Annotated in this window: 19 protein-coding genes and 1 tRNA gene; 6 read left to right on the top strand and 14 right to left on the bottom strand. The window is 40.9% G+C overall.

Going from position 1 to position 19649, the window contains the following annotated elements; translation table 11 throughout:
• Positions 1–49: 49 nt before the first annotated feature.
• Together V514_RS0115155 and hemG are read right to left on the bottom strand one after the other, a co-directional pair.
• Positions 50–760, bottom strand: coding sequence for a class A sortase (locus V514_RS0115155; RefSeq protein ID WP_029500734.1), 711 nt, complete (start codon positions 758–760; stop codon positions 50–52).
• Between the two features lie 57 nt (positions 761–817).
• Positions 818–2218 carry a protoporphyrinogen oxidase gene (hemG, locus tag V514_RS0115150; protein WP_029500733.1) on the bottom strand — a complete coding sequence of 467 codons (1401 nt, stop codon included), beginning with the start codon at positions 2216–2218 and terminating at the stop codon, positions 818–820.
• A gap of 121 nt (positions 2219–2339) precedes the next feature.
• On the opposite strand from hemG, the gene V514_RS0115145 reads away from it, so the two are divergent.
• Positions 2340–4367, top strand: a complete 2028-nt coding sequence (locus V514_RS0115145) for a Na+/H+ antiporter (protein ID WP_029500732.1) — start codon at positions 2340–2342, stop codon at positions 4365–4367.
• A gap of 42 nt (positions 4368–4409) precedes the next feature.
• Here the strand turns inward: V514_RS0115145 and V514_RS0115140 are convergent, their stop codons facing one another.
• Positions 4410–6332 (bottom strand): acyltransferase family protein, encoded by a 1923-nt coding sequence (locus V514_RS0115140; RefSeq protein WP_029500731.1) that lies wholly within the window; start codon positions 6330–6332, stop codon positions 4410–4412.
• Between the two features lie 222 nt (positions 6333–6554).
• On the opposite strand from V514_RS0115140, the gene V514_RS0115135 reads away from it, so the two are divergent.
• Entirely contained in the window at positions 6555–7421 is an 867-nt protein-coding gene (locus V514_RS0115135; RefSeq protein WP_029500730.1) for an N-acetylmuramoyl-L-alanine amidase, read from the top strand.
• A 48-nt stretch (positions 7422–7469) separates the two neighbouring features.
• On the opposite strand, the gene V514_RS0115130 is transcribed toward V514_RS0115135, so the two are convergent.
• Entirely contained in the window at positions 7470–8348 is an 879-nt protein-coding gene (locus tag V514_RS0115130; RefSeq protein ID WP_081715075.1) for a diacylglycerol/lipid kinase family protein, read from the bottom strand.
• A gap of 240 nt (positions 8349–8588) precedes the next feature.
• Between V514_RS0115130 and V514_RS0115125 the strand changes: the two genes are divergently transcribed.
• Positions 8589–8918 carry a DUF7225 domain-containing protein gene (locus V514_RS0115125; RefSeq protein ID WP_029500728.1) on the top strand — a complete coding sequence of 110 codons (330 nt, stop codon included), beginning with the start codon at positions 8589–8591 and terminating at the stop codon, positions 8916–8918.
• A gap of 18 nt (positions 8919–8936) precedes the next feature.
• Positions 8937–9467 (top strand): hypothetical protein, encoded by a 531-nt coding sequence (locus V514_RS0115120; RefSeq protein ID WP_029500727.1) that lies wholly within the window; start codon positions 8937–8939, stop codon positions 9465–9467.
• A gap of 321 nt (positions 9468–9788) precedes the next feature.
• Here V514_RS0115120 and groL read toward each other — a convergent pair whose 3' ends face one another.
• Together groL and V514_RS0115110 are read right to left on the bottom strand one after the other, a co-directional pair.
• Positions 9789–11414: a chaperonin GroEL gene (gene groL, locus V514_RS0115115; RefSeq protein WP_029500726.1), complete on the bottom strand. Its 1626-nt coding sequence runs from the start codon at positions 11412–11414 to the stop codon at positions 9789–9791.
• 52 nt (positions 11415–11466) lie between these two features.
• Positions 11467–11727, bottom strand: coding sequence for a co-chaperone GroES (locus V514_RS0115110; protein ID WP_029500725.1), 261 nt, complete (start codon positions 11725–11727; stop codon positions 11467–11469).
• Between the two features lie 184 nt (positions 11728–11911).
• Here V514_RS0115110 and V514_RS0115105 point away from each other — a divergent pair, with 184 nt between their 5' ends.
• The gene (locus V514_RS0115105; RefSeq protein ID WP_029500724.1) at positions 11912–12583 is read left to right on the top strand and encodes a CPBP family intramembrane glutamic endopeptidase; all 672 of its coding nucleotides are present in this window, start codon (positions 11912–11914) and stop codon (positions 12581–12583) included.
• Between the two features lie 35 nt (positions 12584–12618).
• Here the strand turns inward: V514_RS0115105 and tatC are convergent, their stop codons facing one another.
• The 3 genes from tatC to V514_RS0115090 form a co-directional block, all read right to left on the bottom strand.
• Positions 12619–13407, bottom strand: a complete 789-nt coding sequence (gene tatC / locus V514_RS0115100) for a twin-arginine translocase subunit TatC (protein WP_029500723.1) — start codon at positions 13405–13407, stop codon at positions 12619–12621.
• Between the two features lie 16 nt (positions 13408–13423).
• Positions 13424–13609, bottom strand: coding sequence for a twin-arginine translocase TatA/TatE family subunit (locus tag V514_RS0115095; protein ID WP_029500722.1), 186 nt, complete (start codon positions 13607–13609; stop codon positions 13424–13426).
• A gap of 83 nt (positions 13610–13692) precedes the next feature.
• Positions 13693–14328: a redox-sensing transcriptional repressor Rex gene (locus V514_RS0115090; protein ID WP_029500721.1), complete on the bottom strand. Its 636-nt coding sequence runs from the start codon at positions 14326–14328 to the stop codon at positions 13693–13695.
• 94 nt (positions 14329–14422) lie between these two features.
• Between V514_RS0115090 and V514_RS0115085 the strand changes: the two genes are divergently transcribed.
• A complete protein-coding gene (locus V514_RS0115085; protein WP_029500720.1) occupies positions 14423–16366 on the top strand; it encodes an ATP-binding cassette domain-containing protein in 1944 nt (647 codons plus the stop codon).
• 244 nt (positions 16367–16610) lie between these two features.
• On the opposite strand, the gene tsaD is transcribed toward V514_RS0115085, so the two are convergent.
• The 5 genes from tsaD to V514_RS0115060 all read right to left on the bottom strand — a co-directional run bounded on the left by tsaD (position 16611) and on the right by V514_RS0115060 (position 19441).
• Complete coding sequence (tsaD, locus tag V514_RS0115080; protein WP_029500719.1) at positions 16611–17633, bottom strand: tRNA (adenosine(37)-N6)-threonylcarbamoyltransferase complex transferase subunit TsaD; 1023 nt, start codon at positions 17631–17633, stop codon at positions 16611–16613.
• The gene (gene rimI, locus V514_RS0115075) at positions 17633–18073 is read right to left on the bottom strand and encodes a ribosomal protein S18-alanine N-acetyltransferase (protein WP_029500718.1); all 441 of its coding nucleotides are present in this window, start codon (positions 18071–18073) and stop codon (positions 17633–17635) included. Before rimI ends, tsaD begins: the two co-directional genes overlap by 1 nt.
• 9 nt (positions 18074–18082) lie before the next feature.
• Entirely contained in the window at positions 18083–18784 is a 702-nt protein-coding gene (gene tsaB, locus V514_RS0115070; RefSeq protein ID WP_029500717.1) for a tRNA (adenosine(37)-N6)-threonylcarbamoyltransferase complex dimerization subunit type 1 TsaB, read from the bottom strand.
• The gene (gene tsaE / locus V514_RS0115065; protein ID WP_029500716.1) at positions 18781–19233 is read right to left on the bottom strand and encodes a tRNA (adenosine(37)-N6)-threonylcarbamoyltransferase complex ATPase subunit type 1 TsaE; all 453 of its coding nucleotides are present in this window, start codon (positions 19231–19233) and stop codon (positions 18781–18783) included. Before tsaE ends, tsaB begins: the two co-directional genes overlap by 4 nt.
• 131 nt (positions 19234–19364) lie before the next feature.
• Positions 19365–19441: transfer RNA gene (locus V514_RS0115060), tRNA-Asp, on the bottom strand.
• Positions 19442–19649: the final 208 nt, after the last annotated feature.

The following is a 19649-nucleotide window of genomic DNA, read 5'->3' as shown; positions in this document are numbered from 1 at the left end:
TAAATTTAACCAAAAAAAGAAATCACCTTGTGCGATGATTTCTCTGTTTTTATTTTTCTTCATGAAATGCTTCTTTTGGCGCTTCATCAATATTAATAGCACGTACAAATTTCGCATGTGTAATTTGACGTTTCGAGCCATTAAAGCTACAGGTCACAAGTGTCAGCTCTTTTTTATTCGGCTGGTCATTAATGACTTCTACTGCCGTTGCCTCGACATTATAAACTTTATCAATTTCATAAATATACACTTTTTCATAATCGGTCACATATGCTTTCATGCCCGTTTTCGCAAGTGTTAGCGGACTAAATAATGAACGTTCATTGCGTACATTGTGCCCTGCGAGCGCATAATTGCCCGTCCCCATCGGCATATCTTCTTTCATTGTACCGGCACCAATTGCTAAGTTTTTGTTTGAAATACCATATAAAATCGGTAGTTGCATATTAACATCCGGTACACTCACCATACCGATTGAATCGGGTTTTTTTGAATCCATTTGCGCCTTCAATACTTCACCGAGGCTAATGTCCTTTACTTGCTCAAAATCAAATGTTACATCACTAGACTCTTTCGCTACCGCGATACTATCATCGTAATTATTACCTGCCTTATGCTGTAATGTCGAATCGGTCATCTGATTGACAACAAAGCCCATAATCGGTTTATTGAACACGAGAATCAACCCCGCGACTAATAATAAAATACCGATTGTCGTCAGCCATTTATTACCGCCTTTTTTCGACGTCTTCTCTGCCATCGCGTTACTTCCTTTCATCTAAACTTCGTTATCATGTTATACCTTTTTTAGCATGAATTAAACCATCGTTAGTTGCGATGCAATGCGCGATGCCACCTCTTTGCCGTTCGCAATACAAAGGCCAATCCCAACGCCATAATACGAACAACCTGCTAACGTAATCGCCGGATAATAATCATGCATGTGCTGCTCTAAATTTTCCACTGCGGCTGCATGTTCCAAATTGTAAACAGGCATTTGTTGCGTCCATTTCGATACTTTAATTGTCACTGGTTCTGCTTCAATATTTAAAGACTGTGCAACATCTCGCATCGCCATCGCTGCTAATTGCTGTTCATTTAAATCGATCAGCTCCGCAAACTTCGGGTTGGTTTTCTTATAAAAGACGCGGAGAAGTAGCTTGCCATTTTTTGACGTGTTTGGCCATTTTGCACTCGTCCACGTGCAAGCGTCACACTGTACGGTATCACTATTCGCTACAATAAAACCGGTACCTTCTGCTGGGAGCACGTCATTGCCCACATCGTAACCTAAGTACACCGTAATAATCGAACTCGTTTTTAGTGCATCAAATGCTTTCGTTAAACGCGCATCATTTAATGCGTGCTGTGCGACCTTATGCGGCGTTGCGAGTACGACATGATCCGCTTCAATCGCGTCATGATTGTCGAGATGAACGATTGTTTTATCGCCAACTGTTTCAAGCGACGTTACCGCTGTATTTTTTAAGAATTCCACATTATTTAGCACTTCTTCAAAGCGGTCAAATAGCTCGCGCAAGCCATTTTCAAACGATAAAAATTTATTATGAGATAGGTTTATAAACTTCTCTTTATTCGCCGCATAGCCTTTTAAAATACTGCCATATTGATTTTTATAATCGATTAAATACGGAATGGTCGATGCGAGTGTTAATGAATATAAATCTCCTGAATAAATGCCCGATAATACCGGTGCAATTTGTTTTTTCACAAGCTCTTCACCAAAGAAATATTCGAGAAATTCACCAATTGATGATTTTTTTGTGAAGCGTTCATTTGGCAATGTTAAATCATTTAACGCAGCCTTTTTCCCTGCTTCTGAAATAAGGGTGCTTTGTTGCAATGCTTCCTCATTCATCGGAATTCCGTACATACTATTCATAGGGATAGCATGCAGCTCATTGTGGGTATAAATATAAGAGATGCCGGTGCCATTATAGACAACGCGCTGTTGTAGTCCTAACTCTTCAATTAACGGCATGACGCTTTTATGGCGCGTAACGATCGAGTCTGCACCAAGTTCCATAACAAAATCTTGCTCATAATGCGTCGCCATTTTGCCGCCAAGTTGGGCCTCTTTTTCTACTAAAATAAAGCGTACATCAGTCTGTTTTAAGTCTCGCGTCAAGTAGTGCATCGCTGATAATCCGGTAATGCCGCCGCCAACGACGACGATTGTTTTCGTAAACTGAGCCATGAGTTTTGGCCTCCTTTAAGTTCTTCGCCTTTTAGTATACTCGTTTGCGAGATGGCACCGCTAGCGGTTTTACCCAATTCCATGAATTGTCCATAATTGAATGAAAGGAGCGTCTAGTCGATTGAATTTACTTATTTTAATTATTTTATTAATGCTGTCCTTATTATTATCGAACATACTTGGGCATTATTTGCCGTTTATTCCGATGGCACTTGTCCAAGTTGGCTTTGGCATTATTTTAGCAATTTTAGTCCCAAGCTTTAATATTCAACTTGAATCTGAATGGTTTTTACTGCTATTCGTCGCGCCACTCCTTTACAATGACGGCCGTAATTTCCCGCGTGAAGAGTTGTGGAATATGCGCGGCTTTATTTTAAGCAATGCGATTGTGCTCGTTATTATTACGACGCTTCTTGGTGGCTTATTTATTCATTGGCTCATCCCATCTATTCCCTATGCAGCTGCCTTTGCGCTCGCTGCCATTTTATCGCCAACAGACCCGGTAGCTGTCAACGGTATTGCTAAGCGCGGGCAAATTCCTGAACGTATTTTAAGTGTCGTACGCGGCGAATCGTTAATTAACGATGCTTCTGGACTTGTCGCATTCAAATTTGCAGTCGCTGCTGCCGTGTCCGGTTATTTTTCATTAAAATCTGCCGTACTGGAATTTTCCTATACGTTTATTTTAGGGGCGATACTCGGACTAGCCGTTAGTATTGTGCTTAGTCAAATCCGCTTTTGGCTACGCCGTTCGGGTATTCGCGATACGGTGTTCCATACGCTATTTCAGCTTGTGTCGCCGTTTATTATTTACTTAATCGCCGAAGATTTATTTCATGCATCTGGTGTTATCGCCGTTGTTATCGGCGGCATTGTCCATTCATTAATGAACGCAAAAACAGAGCCGATGCTTGCCGAAGAACAAATGCTAACTGAAAACACCTGGTCGATTGTGCTGTTTATTTTAAATGGGCTAGTATTTTTATTACTTGGCTTAAACATTCCCGATTCCATGGTCAACTCGTTATCAGACCGTCATACGAACAATTGGATTTTGATTTTTGATGCAGTCGCAATCGGCTTTGTCATCTTAGGGGTCCGTTTTATTTGGTCATACACATTCGCTTTATTTCAATTTCGTCTGGGGCGTGGCCAAATTCACCCAACGTTGAAAACGAGCTTAATTAGTAGCCTCGTTGGCGTACGTGGTGCTGTCACAATGGCCGGTATTTTATCGTTACCGTACTTTATTCAAGATGGTACGGAACCATTTCCAGAACGTTCGCTTATCATTTTTTTAGCATCTGCAGTGATTCTTTTTACACTCATTACCGCAACTATTTTCTTACCCATTTTAACGGATAAAGATGAACGTGTTGAGCTTGCGCAAGGACAATATTCATTCAATCGTGCCAAGATGCAAGTACTTTTAAAATCTGTAAAATCATTGCGCACATCAATGAATGATGAAAATCGTCGCATCACATATGAACTTATTGATGAGTTGCAGCAAATGTTTAGGCAACTTCAACTAGAAGCGAATGCGGAGCAATCTGACAAGCAAAAACAAGAGCTTAGCAAATTGCGTGAACGTGCGATTACAATCGAACGTAAACATATCGAAGCACTGTACAACGAACAACAACTTGATGATGACTTGTACACGAACTTGTTATCAACGATTGAAGATCGCTTAAACCGGCAAGAAACGAATATGTTGATGAGCTTCTTTATTACGCTGCGGCAAGTCATGCGCATGTGGATTATGACGCGTAAAAATGATACTGATAAAACGCAATTTTATTCGTATATTCGAATGCGTCAAGACATTCGACGCCAATGTTATTTAAAGGCACTCCATTTTTTAAAAGAGGAACGCGACACCGTCGAACCACGCAAACGACCGCTATATGTTATCGTCATTTATGAGTATGAGAAAGCGTATGAGAAGCTGCGCAAAGTAGAAACCGTTGATTCGGCACGTGAAGAAGAAATTCGTGAAGAACTACATTTGCAAGTAATGGAAGTGCAGCGCGGGGAAATTCATCATATGTACGAAGAAGGAAAAATTTCGCGCGAGCAAGAAAAAGAATTACGCCGCTTCGTCAACTATATTGAAAGTGTGTCGCTCTACGAATATGTTGATTAAAAAAAGACCTTTCCCCACTAGCTTGTGGAGAAAGGTCTTTTATTATTTTTCGGTAAATTGTTTGGCAACTTCAAGTGTCACTAAACCCGCATAATATTTGCCACCTTCTACATTTGGATGAATTTTATCATCGTAGAAAATGTCTTTTTTCTTCGCGGATTTATCGTACCAATCAATTACGGCAACGTTGCGATATTTTTTATCGACATTGGCAAGCGTCTCATTCACGCTATCTTGCCAACTGCGCGGTACACGCACATTAATTAAATAAATATGACGGTCCTTACCTAAAATCTGATAAATTTCATTAAATTGTTTTTCAGTAAATGTCCCGTTGGAGCCAAGTCCTAACACAACGGTATTGGCAATGGTCTCTTTTTTATTCATCTTTTCAAGTAGCTCAATCGCATCTTTTACTTGGCGCCCAACTGTCGCATCAACGGTCATCTTCGGCATATTACTTTGAAGATTCGTTGCAGCACTCAACATAACGGAGTCTCCAATTGCGGTAATTGGCGTGTTTGCAAGTTTTGCCTTTGCTTGTTTAACATCTTTTTTAAACTTCGCGGCTTCTTTGCGCTCTTGTTCACTTTGACGTTTTGCAGCTTCTCGTGCAGCTTTTTTCTCTTCTTCACGCGCTTTGCGTTCTGCCTCTTTTTTTTCTTCAGGCGTCATTTCTTTTTGCAGATTTTGTTGTTGATCTTGCAAATGCAACTCAAGCGCCTTATTACCGCTCGCTTTTGGCGATGGTTCAATCATCAACCCTACGGTAAAAATAACAAGTAACACCGCGAGCAAACTATTCGTCACACGCGTACGCATTTTCCAGTGGCGAATATTAAATGACCAATTGCGCGGATGCATATGCTTCGCCCATATTTTCCATTCACCTTTACGAATTGGATCCTCAACGAACTTCCACGATAGCGCCGACAATACGAGTGTTAAGGCAAGCGCTAATAAAATACGCCAGATGCTTAAATCCCCGGTATCGACACCTAAACCGAGAAGGACGAGAATTGGGAAATGCCAAATATAAATACCATACGAGCGCACACCAACCCACAGCAGCGGTTTCCAACTTAAAATATCACCAACGATGCTTGCAGGGTGTACGATGACCGCAATTAATACGGCAACGACCGCTGATGCTAAATACATTCCACCATAATAAAGGAATGTGCCATCTTCTCGCATAAAAATAATAAATAACATCATAATAAAAAAGGCAACGCCACCGGTAATGTTCAGCGCACGCTTCATCTCAAGCGTAACATTCGGTTTCAGGCGGCGGCTCGGCCAGATAATCGCAAGTGCTGCACCAATTAGTAATGAAAAGGCGCGCGTATCGGTACCATAGTACACGCGGCTCGGGTCTGTTCCTGGTGTAAACATAAATGCCATTAATTCTGCTGACACAACAGATAGCAGCATGACAAGAAATGCGAGCTTCCCTGTTGATTTCGCAAATTTTAACGCGATTAACATCACAATCGGCCAAATAATATAAAATTGTTCTTCAACGGCAAGTGACCACATATGTTGTAGCGGTGATGGCGGTGCAAATTGCGTGAAATAGGAATGCTCTTGCCAAACGTAATACCAGTTGCTAATGTAGACAAACGCGGCTCCAATTTCACCGCGTAAACCAGCTAAATAATCCCGTTGGAACAATGTAATCCAGACGGTAATTAAAATTAACATCACAAACAGCGCAGGGATTAACCGTCTTAAACGACGCACCCAGAAACTTTTAAAATCGATTGTACCGGTTTTTTGGTACTCATTAATTAATAAATCGGTAATCAAATACCCGGATAAGACAAAGAATACGGTAACGCCTAGATAGCCCCCATTAATCCATGGAAAATGGAGGTGATATAAAATAACGGCTAACACGGAAATTGCGCGTAATCCATCTAACCCACTTATGTACCGATGATTTTTTTTGACAGGTTGTGGCATTGTAAATCCTCCTACTAAAAAAACTCCTCAAATCCTTAGTTCGATTTATACTTACAAAGTTTAAAAAACATTTTTCCATTAGTCAAACGCCAGCTCCAAACTTTTTACCTATGTTGTCTATTGCATCGAAATTACAAATAATACAATTTTGTCACAGATAATGAAATCAAGAGCGTTTCTTTAAAAAAACGCTTATGATAGAACAAGTTAAGGAGGAACATCATGCGAAAAACTATTTTAAAATTAATTGCAGCTCTTTCAATCTTTACAATCTCAGCTACCGCGCTTACATTCATCGCAACAACAAATGCGCATGCTGCGAGCGTAAAAATGAAAGTTACTGCACCAAACACAGACAAATTGAACATGCGTAAAGGACCGGGTGTAAAATATTCTACAATCCGTAAATTAAACTATAATACAGTCGTTACCCGCACAAAAGTATCAGGTAGTTGGTCTAAAATTACATATAAAGGCGACACAGGTTGGGTATCAACGAAATACCTTCGTAAAGTTGCTGTAAAGGGAGCAACATTCCCATTAGATAACTTTACAATCGTTGTAGACGCAGGTCATGGCGGTTCAGACGATGGTGCTTATTACTACAACACAAGCGAAAAAAGTGTCAACTTAAAAGCAGCAAAAGAATTAAAGAAACAACTAGAGTATGAAGGTGCCAACGTTATTATGACACGCTCTAGTGACAAAACATTATCACTTCCAGGTCGCGTGAATATCTCGAAAAAAACAAAACCCGATGCCTATATTAGCTTGCATCACAATGCGAGTAAAACCGGTAATAAAACCGATAAAGGTTATTTAGCATTGTATACAAAGAGTAAAGAAAAGGCATTTACCAAATCAGTTTATAGCGGTATGAAGAGCGTACTATCAACGAAAACAACGGTACCGTACGAAGGCTACCGCTACCAAAACTTACACGTACTACGTGAAAACCCATACATCGGTACACTTGTTGAATACGGCTATATGTCAACGCCAAGTGAACTGGAAAAAATCGATAAAGACAGCTACCGTAAATATGCAGCTCAAGGTATTGTTAAAGGTGTTATTAATTACTTTGACTAATCGATAAAAACAAGAAAACCGCGCGAAATGTGCGGTTTTTTTGTTTTGTTAATGCGGTGCGAGTACCGTTAAAAATTGTGGTTTGACGACAATTTCGACTGGCAATGCTGGTCCTTTATCACCGTTAACGTTCGTCACAAGCTTTTCCTGTGCGTCAACCGTTAGTTCTTGGCACGTAAACATCTCGACATGCTCCGACTCCATAATCTTACCTTTCCATAAATGAGGCGCCATTTTCAGCACTTCACTAAAGCCTAGCTCTGGCACAATCATGACATGCATCAGACCATCATCTGGTTTCGCATTTGGGAAAAAATGCTCCAAGCCAGCGATATAACTTGTTAGCCCAATCATAACAATTGCCGCTTCGCCTTGCCAACGTTTTCCATCGAGTGTTAGTTCAAAGTGATAATTTTCGTTTTTTGCGAGTGTTTGCACGCCCTTCATAAAAAACGCAAACGAGCCAAACATCGTCTTCGCATCCGATGGCACTTCATGCATCGCCTTTGGAATCGTGCCGATCGTCACACTGTTTGTAAAGTAGTGCGCACCAATATGGCCTAAATCAATTTGACGTGGTATATACGTTAAAATGTCAGCGATGACTTTCGTTGGTTCAAGTGACATACCTAGTGCGCGCGCAAATTCATTAACCGTTCCTAGAGGAATAAATGCTAAAGCTGGTCGCTTATCTAGCGGCGCAATGCCATTGACGACTTCACTCAATGTGCCATCACCACCCATCGCAACTACTAAATCTGTCGTCGCTGCACAGTTGCGCGCAAACGTTGTCGCATCGCCTTCGCGCTTCGTTTCACAAACGTCTACATCATCATATTTTTTTAATAGCTCCTGCTTTAATTGCGCTTTATAATGAACGGCCTGTTCCTTCCCTGCTGATGGATTCACAATGATCAATGCTCGCATCAAAACCCCTCCTTTTTTCATCACTTTCCCTTTTCAGTAAAAAAAATAACACGTACTGTCCGTTAATTAGCACAGAAAAGCCGAATCATTATTTTGCGATTCATTTTTTTGTATTCGATTATATAGACGTGCAACGGAAAGAAAAAGTTTTATCATTGATTTTATTTATATTTTTAGTTATAATTAACTAAAAATATAACAAATAAGAACTATTTTCTTATAACATAAAGGAGATTTTGCATGACGATTTACGAACAACTTATCGCTGCCTGTGCGCCTTTTACAGGGCAACTACTAACAGCCACGGAAATTAAACGTATAGTAAATGAACAATACGGTACATTAGAAAGTAGCATTATTCCGTCTGATTATTGCTACAACCGTATTAATAAAGGTACTTCATCACAAAAGCCTATTTTTGAGTATGTAGATAATGGATACTATCGTTATTTAGGCCTCGATTATAAATTTAGCGGCCCACTTTATCAAAAGCCAAAACATCAAGAAATGGAGCAAATTGGAGAATGGCGCGATGGTATTTTAACATTATTTAGTACTGCAAAAAAATAATTTTAAAAGGGGATTTACATGATGAAATGGATGCGTTATCTTTTAATTTTTGGACTCTTCATTGTATTATTTGCTGGACCTTCTAAAATTCAAGCAGATGCTAAATCATTTCCCAAGTCATTTGCAACTGATTTAAAAAATGGTACATTACCAGGTACAGTTGGGAAAGTTGGTACAAAATTCGGGACAATTTATAAGAAATTACCTGGTGAAGTGTATACAACAGAAAGCTTTATGGGATATAGCACGGAATATGATACGTATTATTATGAGCACCAAAAAAGTGATTTTATTTACTTTAGCCAATCGACAAAGGCAATTGAATCTAATTTCAATTCAAAATATACAAAAGCCTCGATTCGTAAACAGTTAAAGCCGCTTGCATATCAACCAGCTTATGATACATACGTTAGTAAATCAAAAACGAATTTATACAAAGCTGGGCGCTTTTATGCCTACATTGACCGCTCTAGTGATGGTACGCGTGCCATTGTAGCTACAAAATGGGGTATGAAAAACTACTTTATGATCGATAAAATTTACGAATAATGAAAAAGGAATCGCCAATGCGATTCCTTTTTTTAATAGCATGTCTACACACAAATTCGACGAGGTGCTCATTTTTTGATATATTGCTTATCCCTTCCATTTCAATCATGTTCATTGTAAGCAAGAAATTCTTAAAAAAAGAGACTGGGACAAAACAGTTCATGTTCCTTTTTTAGCGTTCGCCACAAAAAACCGGAACCGCGCCACAGCACGATTCCGGTTTTTCTTATGCTCATCTGAGAGGATGTTGTTACACGTATATCCCAGACTCTTTTGTAAATGTGTGCTAAGCGCTAGGGTAGATAAAGTCCTAACGTGGTATTACATCATACCGCCCATGCCGCCCATGTCAGGCATTGCAGGAGCAGCTGGTTCTGGAATATCGGCTACAACTGCTTCTGTTGTTAAGAATAAAGAAGCTACTGATGCAGCGTTTTGAAGTGCTGAACGTGTCACTTTTGTTGGGTCAACGATACCAGCGTCGATCATGTTTACCCATTCGCCAGTAGCAGCATTGAAACCAATGCCCGCTTCTTCGCGTTTTAGGCGGTCCACGATAACTGAACCTTCAAGACCCGCGTTGTTTGCGATTTGACGGATTGGTTCTTCTAATGCACGTAACACGATGCGTACACCTGTAGAAACGTCGCCATCATTTATGTCAGCTAGTTCTGCTACTTTTTTATAGATAGATACAAGTGCCACACCACCACCCGCTACGATACCTTCTTGTACAGCTGCGCGTGTAGAGTTTAATGCATCTTCAATGCGTAATTTACGTTCTTTTAATTCTGTTTCAGTTGCAGCACCAACTTTGATTACTGCAACACCGCCAGCAAGTTTTGCAAGGCGTTCTTGTAATTTTTCTTTATCGAATTCTGAAGTTGATTGATCGTGTAATTTACGGATGTTTTCAACGCGAGATTCGATTGCTGATTGTGAACCAGAGCCTTCAACGATTGTTGTATGGTCTTTTGTCACAACGACTTTACCAGTGTGGCCAAGCATATCGATTGTCGTTTGTTTTAAATCTAAACCGATATCTTCTGTGATGACCGTACCACCAGTTAATACGGCGATATCTTCAAGCATTGCTTTACGGCGGTCACCGAAACCAGGTGCTTTAACTGCTACAACGTTAAATGTACCACGTAATTTGTTGACAACGATTGTTGCAAGTGCTTCGCCTTCGATATCTTCAGCGATGATTAATAGTGGACGGCTTTGTTGTACGACTTGCTCAAGCACTGGTAAGATTTCTTGGATGTTTGTAATTTTTTTGTCGGTGATTAACACGTATGGATTGTCTAAAACAGCTTCCATTTTATCGTTGTCTGTCACCATGTAGTGAGAAAGGTAACCGCGGTCAAATTGCATACCTTCTACAACTTCAAGTTCCGTTGTGAAGCCGCGAGATTCTTCTAATGTAATAACGCCTTCATTCCCAACGCGTTCCATTGCTTCTGCGATTAATTCGCCCACTTCTTCGTCAGCTGCAGAGATTGCCGCAACTTGTGCAATGGCTTCTTTTGAATCAACTGTTTGAGAGATTGCTTGTAATTCTGTCACAGCTGTTGCAACGGCTTTGTCGATTCCTTTACGGATGCCGACAGGGTTTGCACCAGCAGTAACGTTTTTAAGACCTTCTGTAATCATTGCTTGTGCAAGAACCGTTGCAGTTGTTGTACCGTCACCAGCGATTTCATTCGTTTTAGAAGCGACTTCAGATACAAGTTTTGCACCCATGTTTTCGTATGGGTCTTCTAAATCGATTTCTTTAGCGATTGTCACACCATCGTTTGTAATTAGTGGTGTACCAAATGATTTTTGTAAAACGACGTTACGACCTTTTGGACCTAATGTCACTTTTACAGTATTCGCTAATTTATCAACACCTTGTAGCATTAAGCTACGTGCTTCTTCGCTGAATTTAATATCTTTTGCCATGTTTAAAAACCTCCTGAAATTTTGTAAGTTAATAAAATAAGATATGAAAGGACTATTCGATTACCGCTAAAATATCTTCTTCTGAAAGTACTAAGTAAGCAGTATCGCCGTAAGTAACTTCTGTGCCAGCGTATTTAGCGAACACTACATCGTCGCCTTCTTTCACGTCGAAAGTAACGCCTGAACCAGTAGCTAATACTTTACCTTGTTGAGGTTTCTCCTTTGCAGAGTCTGGTAGTACGATGCCGAACGCAGATTTTTCTTCTACTTCTACGACCTCAATAATAATGCGATTGCCTAATGGTTTTAACAAATGAAACAACCTCCTAATAATATATCTTAATTTATTAGCACTCTTTCCCTTTGAGTGCTAACACACTTATTATATTAATAAATTCTAAGTGAACATGCAAGTATTACGCGTAAAAATTTTGAAATTACGAGGGATTCCTCTACAATAAAGACAGACAGCTATTGAACTAGAAAGGATTGCCATTGTGAAAACTAAAAAGACAGCACTTTATATACTAATCACGTATATTGTTATGCAGCTCTGTGGCGCGTTTTTATTGCGACCGCTGTATAACTTTTATGCAGGTCAACATCCGACATGGTCAACCGAAAAATTAGCGCTTTATACGCAAGGCTGGTTTTTATTCCTCAGCATGCTCGTGGCGCTTATTGTATCGCTACTATTTATCGCGCGCGACAAACAATTTTTCGATAACTACGAACAAAAAATGCCACTCGCACAAACGATTCTTTGGGGGCTCGTTGGGTTTGTCATGGTACTTGGCGGACAAATGCTCGGTGGCATGATCGAATCCCTTCTCGGTATCGACGCTGGCTCTGACAACACGATGTCGCTACTTGGTATTGCGGCCGCTGCGCCCGTTGCCATTTTTGCGCTCGTCGTTTTTGGTCCGATTTTAGAGGAGCTCGTATTCCGCCGCGTTATTTTTGGCTCGCTTAAGCAGGTGACGAGCTTCTGGCTATCAGCGCTTGTCAGTGCACTATTTTTTGCGCTGCTGCACAATGATTTCACGCATTTATTACTGTATGCGATTACCGGCTTTGTACTCGCGTTCCTTTATCATAAAACAGGACGCCTATTAGCGCCGATGATCGCGCATATTTTACTGAATGCATTTGTCACGTTTATTCAATAATAAAAGAGGCTTTGGGAAATCCCAAGCCTCTTTTTTTAATTTCCTTTTAACATGTCATCAATCGTGTCTTTTTCCATGCCTAATTCCGTCAAGCGCTTACGCTCTGAACGCACATATTTGCGATAGCCAAGTCGCGCAATCCAAATACTAATCTCATATAAAATACATAGTGGAATCGTAATCATCAAATGCGATACGACTTCTGGCGGTGCGATAATTGCGGCGATGACGAGCAATGAAAAGTATGCATACTTTCGCACGCGTGCCATCCACATCGGCGTCACAAGCCCGATACGTGCCACAAAGTGCATAATGACCGGTAATTGGAATACAAAGCCGAATGGAATCGTAATCTTAAATAAAAATTGGAAATATTCATTAATACCAATCGTTTGCTGGACATTCATCTGTTGTGACCATTCCATCATAAACTTCATAATATATGGGAATAAAATATTGTATGAAAACAACACACCGACAACAAATAATAAAACGACATATGGAATATAACGCAGCGTCGCCTTGCGTTCATACGCATATAACCCCGGACTTACATAGGTCCAGAGCTGATACATCATGACCGGCATCGTGAGTACAAGCGCGATAATAAAATCCGCTTGGAAAAAAATTTTCAGCGGGTCCGTCACATTAAACGCGTGTAGCTGCAATGCTTTTGCATGCTCGCTATACTGTAAAAAATGAATGAGCGGCTTCGCAATAAAAAGCCCTATGATGACATTAATGACAAAGAAAACGGTTACTGTCATTAACCGTTTTCGAAGTTCATTTATATGTTGTTCAAGCGTTAGTTCATTATTTTCCATTGCAATAACTCCCTAACTATTTAGGTTCAACTTTGTCTTTTGTTTTTTCATCATCGTCATCCACTAAACCTTTAGTGGCATTCTTGAATTCGCGGAGAGTGGAGCCCATTGCTTTTCCAAGCTCAGGCAGCTTCTTCGGACCAAAAATAAGTAGAGCAACAACAGCAATGATAACAATGCTGCCAAAACTAACTCCTCCCATTACAGGCACCTCCTACATTAAGATGCCTATATTGTAACGCAATGATTCTCAATTAGCCACAAAATTCTCAATGGACTATTGAATCATTTTCCAACATTGCGCATGAAGTAGCTTAGCGTTTGTAATTCAATCGATAAATCAATTGTATGTACGCGGAATGTGTCCGGTACTTGTAGGCGTACAGGTGTAAAATTCAGCACACCTTTAACATTCATCGCAACGAGGCGGTCTGTCATTAGCTGTGCCGAGCGCGCTGGTACCGTTAAAATGGGTAGCTCCGCGTGAAATTCTTTAAATTTTTCTTCCATGACATCTGGATGAAAAACCGGTACGCCATTGACTAATTTCCCATCAAGTGGATAGTTCGTATCGAATGCAACGACGATTTTCATATTTTGATTCTTTTGGAAATTATATTTTAGTAACGCATGACCTAGGTTACCAATCCCGATAACGGCGACATTCATACGTTCATTATCATCTAAAACATCTCTAAAAAATACGAGCAAGCGCTGTACATCATAGCCATAGCCTTTACGACCAAGTGCTCCGAAATGTGAAAAGTCTCGTCGAATCGTAGCAGAATCTATTTGCATCGCCTCACTCAATTCTTTTGAAGAAATGCGTTCTAGTCCTGCTTCCGCAAAATTTTGAATAAAACGATAATAGAGAGGTAATCTTTTCGTCGTGGCTTGCGGAATTTTATAATTTTCTTTCAATGCGGTTGTCCCCTCCTGAATTAACTTTAACTTCTTTTACATTGCACCACCGCACGCATTTCGATAAACTAAAATGAGAACTGAGGTGTACTTCATGATTGTATTACAAGTCAATCAATTATATAAATCTTATATTGCAGATGAAATTTTAAGCGGCGTCAAGCTCGAAGTACAACATCGAGACCGCGTCGCACTTGTCGGCCGTAATGGTGCCGGCAAATCCACATTATTAAAAATAATCGCTGGGCAACTTTCGTATGACTCCGGCGATATTATTATGCCAAAAGATATCCGTCTTGGCTATCTTGATCAACATGCGGGTCTTGATTCGGACCTCAGCGTGTGGGACGAAATGATGACGATATTCGAGCCGCTAAAAGCGCTTGAAAAAACGATGCGCTCGCTCGAACAACAGATGGCTAACCCAGACGTCTACAACGATGCTGAACAATATGCCAAAATCATGGCTGATTATGACCAGCTCCAACATGACTTCAAAGCGCGCGGTGGCTATCAATATGAAGCCGATACGCGCGGTGTTCTTCATGGGATGCAGTTTTCTAAGGACATGTTTGACCAACCGATTAATGCGTTATCCGGCGGTCAGCGTACAAGACTTGCGCTAGCAAAATTACTCCTGAGCAAGCCAGAGCTACTCATTCTCGATGAGCCAACAAATCACTTAGACATCGAAACGCTAAGTTGGTTAGAGAGCTATTTAAAGAACTACGATGGAGCCATTCTTATCGTATCACATGACCGCTATTTCTTGGACCAAGTTGTATCAATTGTCTACGAAGTTTCTCGTCATCATGTCACAAAATTCACAGGAAACTATTCAAATTATTTAGATGAAAAAGCGAAAAACTATGAATTAGACATGAAACGCTATGAAAAAGAGCAATCTGAAAAAGCCAAACTTGAGCAATTCGTCGAAAAAAATATTGCGCGCGCCTCATCAACAAAAATGGCACAAAGCCGTCGTAAAATGTTAGAGCGCCGCGAATGGATGGACTCTCCACTTGGCGATGAAAAATCAGCGACACTGACATTTGAAATCGAGCGCCAAAGCGGTAATGACGTCTTGTCGGTCGATAACTTAGCAATTGGCTATGATGACAAGCTTATTTCTAACAATATTAATTTACGTGAATACCGCGAGGACCGCATCGCACTTGTCGGCCCAAATGGCGTTGGGAAATCGACGCTATTAAAAACGATTATTGGTGAGCAACAAAAACTCGCTGGTGACATTCGCTTCGGCACGAACGTCCAAATCGGTTACTATGACCAAGAGCTTGCGAAACTGACGAGCAATCGCACGGTCATCAAAGAAATTTGGGACGAGTGGCCACTAATGAATGAAAAAGATGTGCGCTCGGTACTCGGTCGCTTCTTATTCTCTGGTGATGACGTTGAAAAAATCGTCAGCGACTTATCCGGCGGTGAAAAAGCGCGACTAGCCCTGGCGAAACTCATGCTTGAGAAAAATAACTTCCTTGTGCTCGATGAACCGACCAACCACTTAGATTTAGATAGTAAAGAAGTGCTTGAAAATGCGTTGATTGATTATCAAGGCACGTTATTATTCGTGTCGCATGACCGCTACTTTATTAATCGTATCGCTACAAAAGTTATCGAGTTAGCAAATGATGGCACATTCGAATATTTAGGTGACTACGATTATTACGTCGAGAAAAAACTAGAGCTTGAAGAAATCGCCCTTGAAAAAGCGGCGGAACAACAAGCGAAAAAGCCTGCGCCAGTCAAAGAGAAAAAGGCAACGAACAACTCTATTGATAAGGAAGCGAAGAAAAAAGAACGTAGTATTCGCCGCAAAATCGAGGCACTTGAAACGGATATGGCAACGTTTGATACGCAAATTGCCGACTACGAGGCGCAACTTTGTGACCCAGCCGTTTATTCAGATCATGAAAAAACATTTACGATTCAATCTGAATTGGATGATGCGAAGGAGCAAAAAGATACGCTTGAAATGGAATGGCTCGAATTAAATGAAGAGCTTGAAGCGCTATAATATTACGAAAAGGCTTTTATAAAACATGTCATTTTCCTTTTTTAGCGTTCGCCACACAAAACCGGAACCGCGCCACAGCGCAATTCCGGTTTTTTTATGCTCATCTGAGAGGATGTTGTTACACGTATGTCCCAGCCTCTTTTTTCGTTATCCACATCTTTACTTAAAAAACAGCCTGACATTAAAATTGTCAGACTGTTTCAAAAAGTTATCCACATGTGTATAACTTTATTTTCCTTTTATGTTAGTCATTCCAAGAAAGTAATTCCATACCTGGGCGACCATTCAAGTCCCAACCGCTACGTTTGCCGGCTTTGAACATTTCAGTTCCTGCAGCTGCAATCATCGCTGCATTGTCGGTACACAATTTAAGTGGTGGTACGAAGAATGGGATGCCCTCTTCAGCGAAAATTTTCTCTAATTCCGCGCGCAAGCCTTTATTCGCTGAGACACCACCAGCCGCAATGACTTGTTTGACGCCAAATTCACGTGCTGCGCGCAATGTTTTCGTTGATAGCACTTCTACTACACTATCTTGGAATCCTTTTGCGATATGGTACGGATTAATATCGCCGCCGCGCTGTTTCGCATTATGCTGATAATTAATGACCGCCGATTTCAAGCCACTAAAGCTGAAATCATACGAGTCTTTTTCTAGCCATACGCGAGGAAACTCGATGGCTTCATCGCTCTCGTGCGCCATTTTATCAATGCGTGGACCACCTGGATACGGAATGTCGAGCACGCGCGCTACTTTGTCGTAAGCCTCACCTGCTGCGTCATCACGCGTTTCTCCAATCAATTCAAATGAACCATGCTCATCCATCAACACAAGCTCCGTATGACCGCCTGAGACAACTAATGCAAGCAACGGAAATTCCATTGGCTGCATTAAGTTATTCGCATAAATATGCCCTGCAATATGATGCGTCCCAACAAGCGGTAAGTTATGCGCAAATGCAAAAGCCTTTGCTGCATTAATGCCGATTAATAAGGCGCCGACAAGCCCTGGACCTTCTGTCACACAGACTGCATCTAAATTAGCTGGCTCCATATCCGCTTGCTTTAACGCTTCCTCAATGACCATTGTCACGTTTTCAACATGATGACGTGAGGCAATTTCTGGCACGACGCCACCAAAACGTTTATGACTTTCAATTTGTGATGCAACGACATTTGACACGATCTCCGTACCATTTTTGACAATCGATGCGGCCGTTTCATCACAGCTACTTTCAATACCTAATATATAAAGATCTTTTTCCATTATAAATTCACCCACATGACAAGAGCATCCTCTTGATTATCTGTATAGTATCCTTTACGAATACCACCTGCCTGAAATCCGAGCTTACGATAAAGATTTTGTGCCACGTCATTTGAAACGCGCACTTCAAGGCTCATAACAACACAGCCTCGTTCTTTAGCAATGCGCATCGCTTCACGCATTAATTGTTCGCCCATTCCCTTACCGCGACCTGCCGGCATAACGGCAACATTTGTAATCTGACTTTCATCAAAGACAATCCACATACCGCAAAATCCGATTATTTCATCGTCATCAATTGCAACGACATATGTCGCTTGTGTATTTTTCGTCATTTCCATTTCAAATGACTCTAATGTCCATGGCGTCGGGAATACAGCCTCTTCAATATGGTGAACAGCTGCCGCATCCTCAAGCGTCATTAAACGATAGGTTACCACATTGTTCACCTACTTATTTTTTTGTTCTTTCATCCAATTGGCTTCTGCTTCTGCTAAACGGCGATATTGTGGCACAAAATTATGCACGGCATCACCCGTTAACTGCGGCATTTTTTCTGCTAAATAAATCAATTGCGCAGCGTCTGGTAAATCGATTGTATAAGGCGCACGAATCGCACGGTCACCTAATGTTTCAACAATTGCTTCCCAAAAATTATCGACATCATGGCCAACGAATAATACGGGCACATTCAACGCATCTAATTTTTCAATTAAATCCGCAATGCTATAGTGATGGTCTTCGACAACATTTTCAAAGTTTGCTGCTGCATCAAAAGCACCGGCGTAGACGTTTTGGCGACGCGCATCAATCAGCGTACAAACAATGCCATTATACATGGCCGCATTTGCCGCTAACATTTTTAAGCTAGATACGCCAACAAGTGGCTTTTTAAGCGTCCATGCAAGTGTTTTGGCAAGCGTCACGCCAATTCGGATTCCTGTATAAGATCCGGGCCCTTCACTCACCGCAATCGCATCAATCTGTTGTGCTGTTAACTTTACGCGTGTTAATAAACGCTCAATCGCCAGCATCGCGCCACCAGAGTGGTTCAATTTAATATTTGTTACTTCATTCGCAAGCACTTGACCGTCTTTTACTAACGCAACGGCAAGTGGCGTATTTGCTGTATCAATACCTAACCAAATCATTTCGTTAACTCCTCACACAACTGTTCATAACGTGTTCCAGTTGGCTTTAGTAAAAATCGTCTTGCGTTGTCATTAACACGTTCAATGCGAATCGCAAGGCGTTCTGTCGGTAGGTCTGGCTCAATTAAATGCGCCCATTCTACAACCGACACTGCATCGCCGAAAAAGATTTCATCCCACCCAAGATCCTCATCGCTATCAGCTAGACGGTAAACATCTAAATGATTTAACGGCAGGCGACCTTCATATTGCTTCATAATCGTAAACGTTGGACTATTGACAGTACGTTTCACACCTAAACCTTTCGCGAGTGCTTGCGTAAATGTCGTTTTTCCTGCGCCTAAATCGCCTTCTAACGTAATCGTATCTTGTGGTTGTAATAACTCAGCGAGCTTCATGGCAAGAGCTTGTGTATCTTCTAAAGACTGTACAGTCCATTCAATCGTCATGTTTCTCGTCCTCTCCAAAAATGCATATCTATAGTGTAACGAATTCACGTTAATTGTTCAAAGTGTATGAATTCGATTTCTAGGCAAAAAAAATAACACAGCGCCATTGCTGTGTTTACATAAATAAAAAATGGCGGTCCGGACGGGACTCGAACCCGCGACCTCCTGCGTGACAGGCAGGCATTCTAACCAGCTGAACTACCGGACCAAAGAATATTCACAAAAAATATTATAACAAGCTATTTACTATATAGCAATATTTTTCATATATTTTTTTATGACTATACTAACATTTTTTATCAATGTAGAACCTTTGATAGAGTTGTCAAAATGGTTATTTAAAAATAAAAAAAGACGAACATTCCGTCCGTCTTTGTGTGCCTAGCAACGTCCTACTCTCGCAGGGGGAAACCCCC

The sequence above is a fragment of the Kurthia huakuii LAM0618 genome, assembly GCF_000505545.1.
Taxonomy (GTDB): domain Bacteria; phylum Bacillota; class Bacilli; order Bacillales_A; family Planococcaceae; genus Kurthia; species Kurthia huakuii.
This window is presented reverse-complemented; position numbering and strand designations above follow the sequence as displayed.

Coding starts and splice junctions, on each gene's coding strand:
- V514_RS0115085 (WP_029500720.1), top strand. CDS start 14,423: ATGATTGTATTACAAGTCAATCAATTATATAAATCTTATATTGCAGAT.
- V514_RS0115130 (WP_081715075.1), bottom strand. CDS start 8,348: ATGCGAGCATTGATCATTGTGAATCCATCAGCAGGGAAGGAACAGGCC.
- V514_RS0115135 (WP_029500730.1), top strand. CDS start 6,555: ATGCGAAAAACTATTTTAAAATTAATTGCAGCTCTTTCAATCTTTACA.
- hemG (WP_029500733.1), bottom strand. CDS start 2,218: ATGGCTCAGTTTACGAAAACAATCGTCGTCGTTGGCGGCGGCATTACC.
- tsaE (WP_029500716.1), bottom strand. CDS start 19,233: ATGACGATTGAATGGACTGTACAGTCTTTAGAAGATACACAAGCTCTT.
- tsaB (WP_029500717.1), bottom strand. CDS start 18,784: ATGATTTGGTTAGGTATTGATACAGCAAATACGCCACTTGCCGTTGCG.
- tsaD (WP_029500719.1), bottom strand. CDS start 17,633: ATGGAAAAAGATCTTTATATATTAGGTATTGAAAGTAGCTGTGATGAA.
- V514_RS0115120 (WP_029500727.1), top strand. CDS start 8,937: ATGATGAAATGGATGCGTTATCTTTTAATTTTTGGACTCTTCATTGTA.
- V514_RS0115140 (WP_029500731.1), bottom strand. CDS start 6,332: ATGCCACAACCTGTCAAAAAAAATCATCGGTACATAAGTGGGTTAGAT.
- tatC (WP_029500723.1), bottom strand. CDS start 13,407: ATGGAAAATAATGAACTAACGCTTGAACAACATATAAATGAACTTCGA.
- V514_RS0115125 (WP_029500728.1), top strand. CDS start 8,589: ATGACGATTTACGAACAACTTATCGCTGCCTGTGCGCCTTTTACAGGG.
- V514_RS0115155 (WP_029500734.1), bottom strand. CDS start 760: ATGGCAGAGAAGACGTCGAAAAAAGGCGGTAATAAATGGCTGACGACA.
- V514_RS0115095 (WP_029500722.1), bottom strand. CDS start 13,609: ATGGGAGGAGTTAGTTTTGGCAGCATTGTTATCATTGCTGTTGTTGCT.
- groL (WP_029500726.1), bottom strand. CDS start 11,414: ATGGCAAAAGATATTAAATTCAGCGAAGAAGCACGTAGCTTAATGCTA.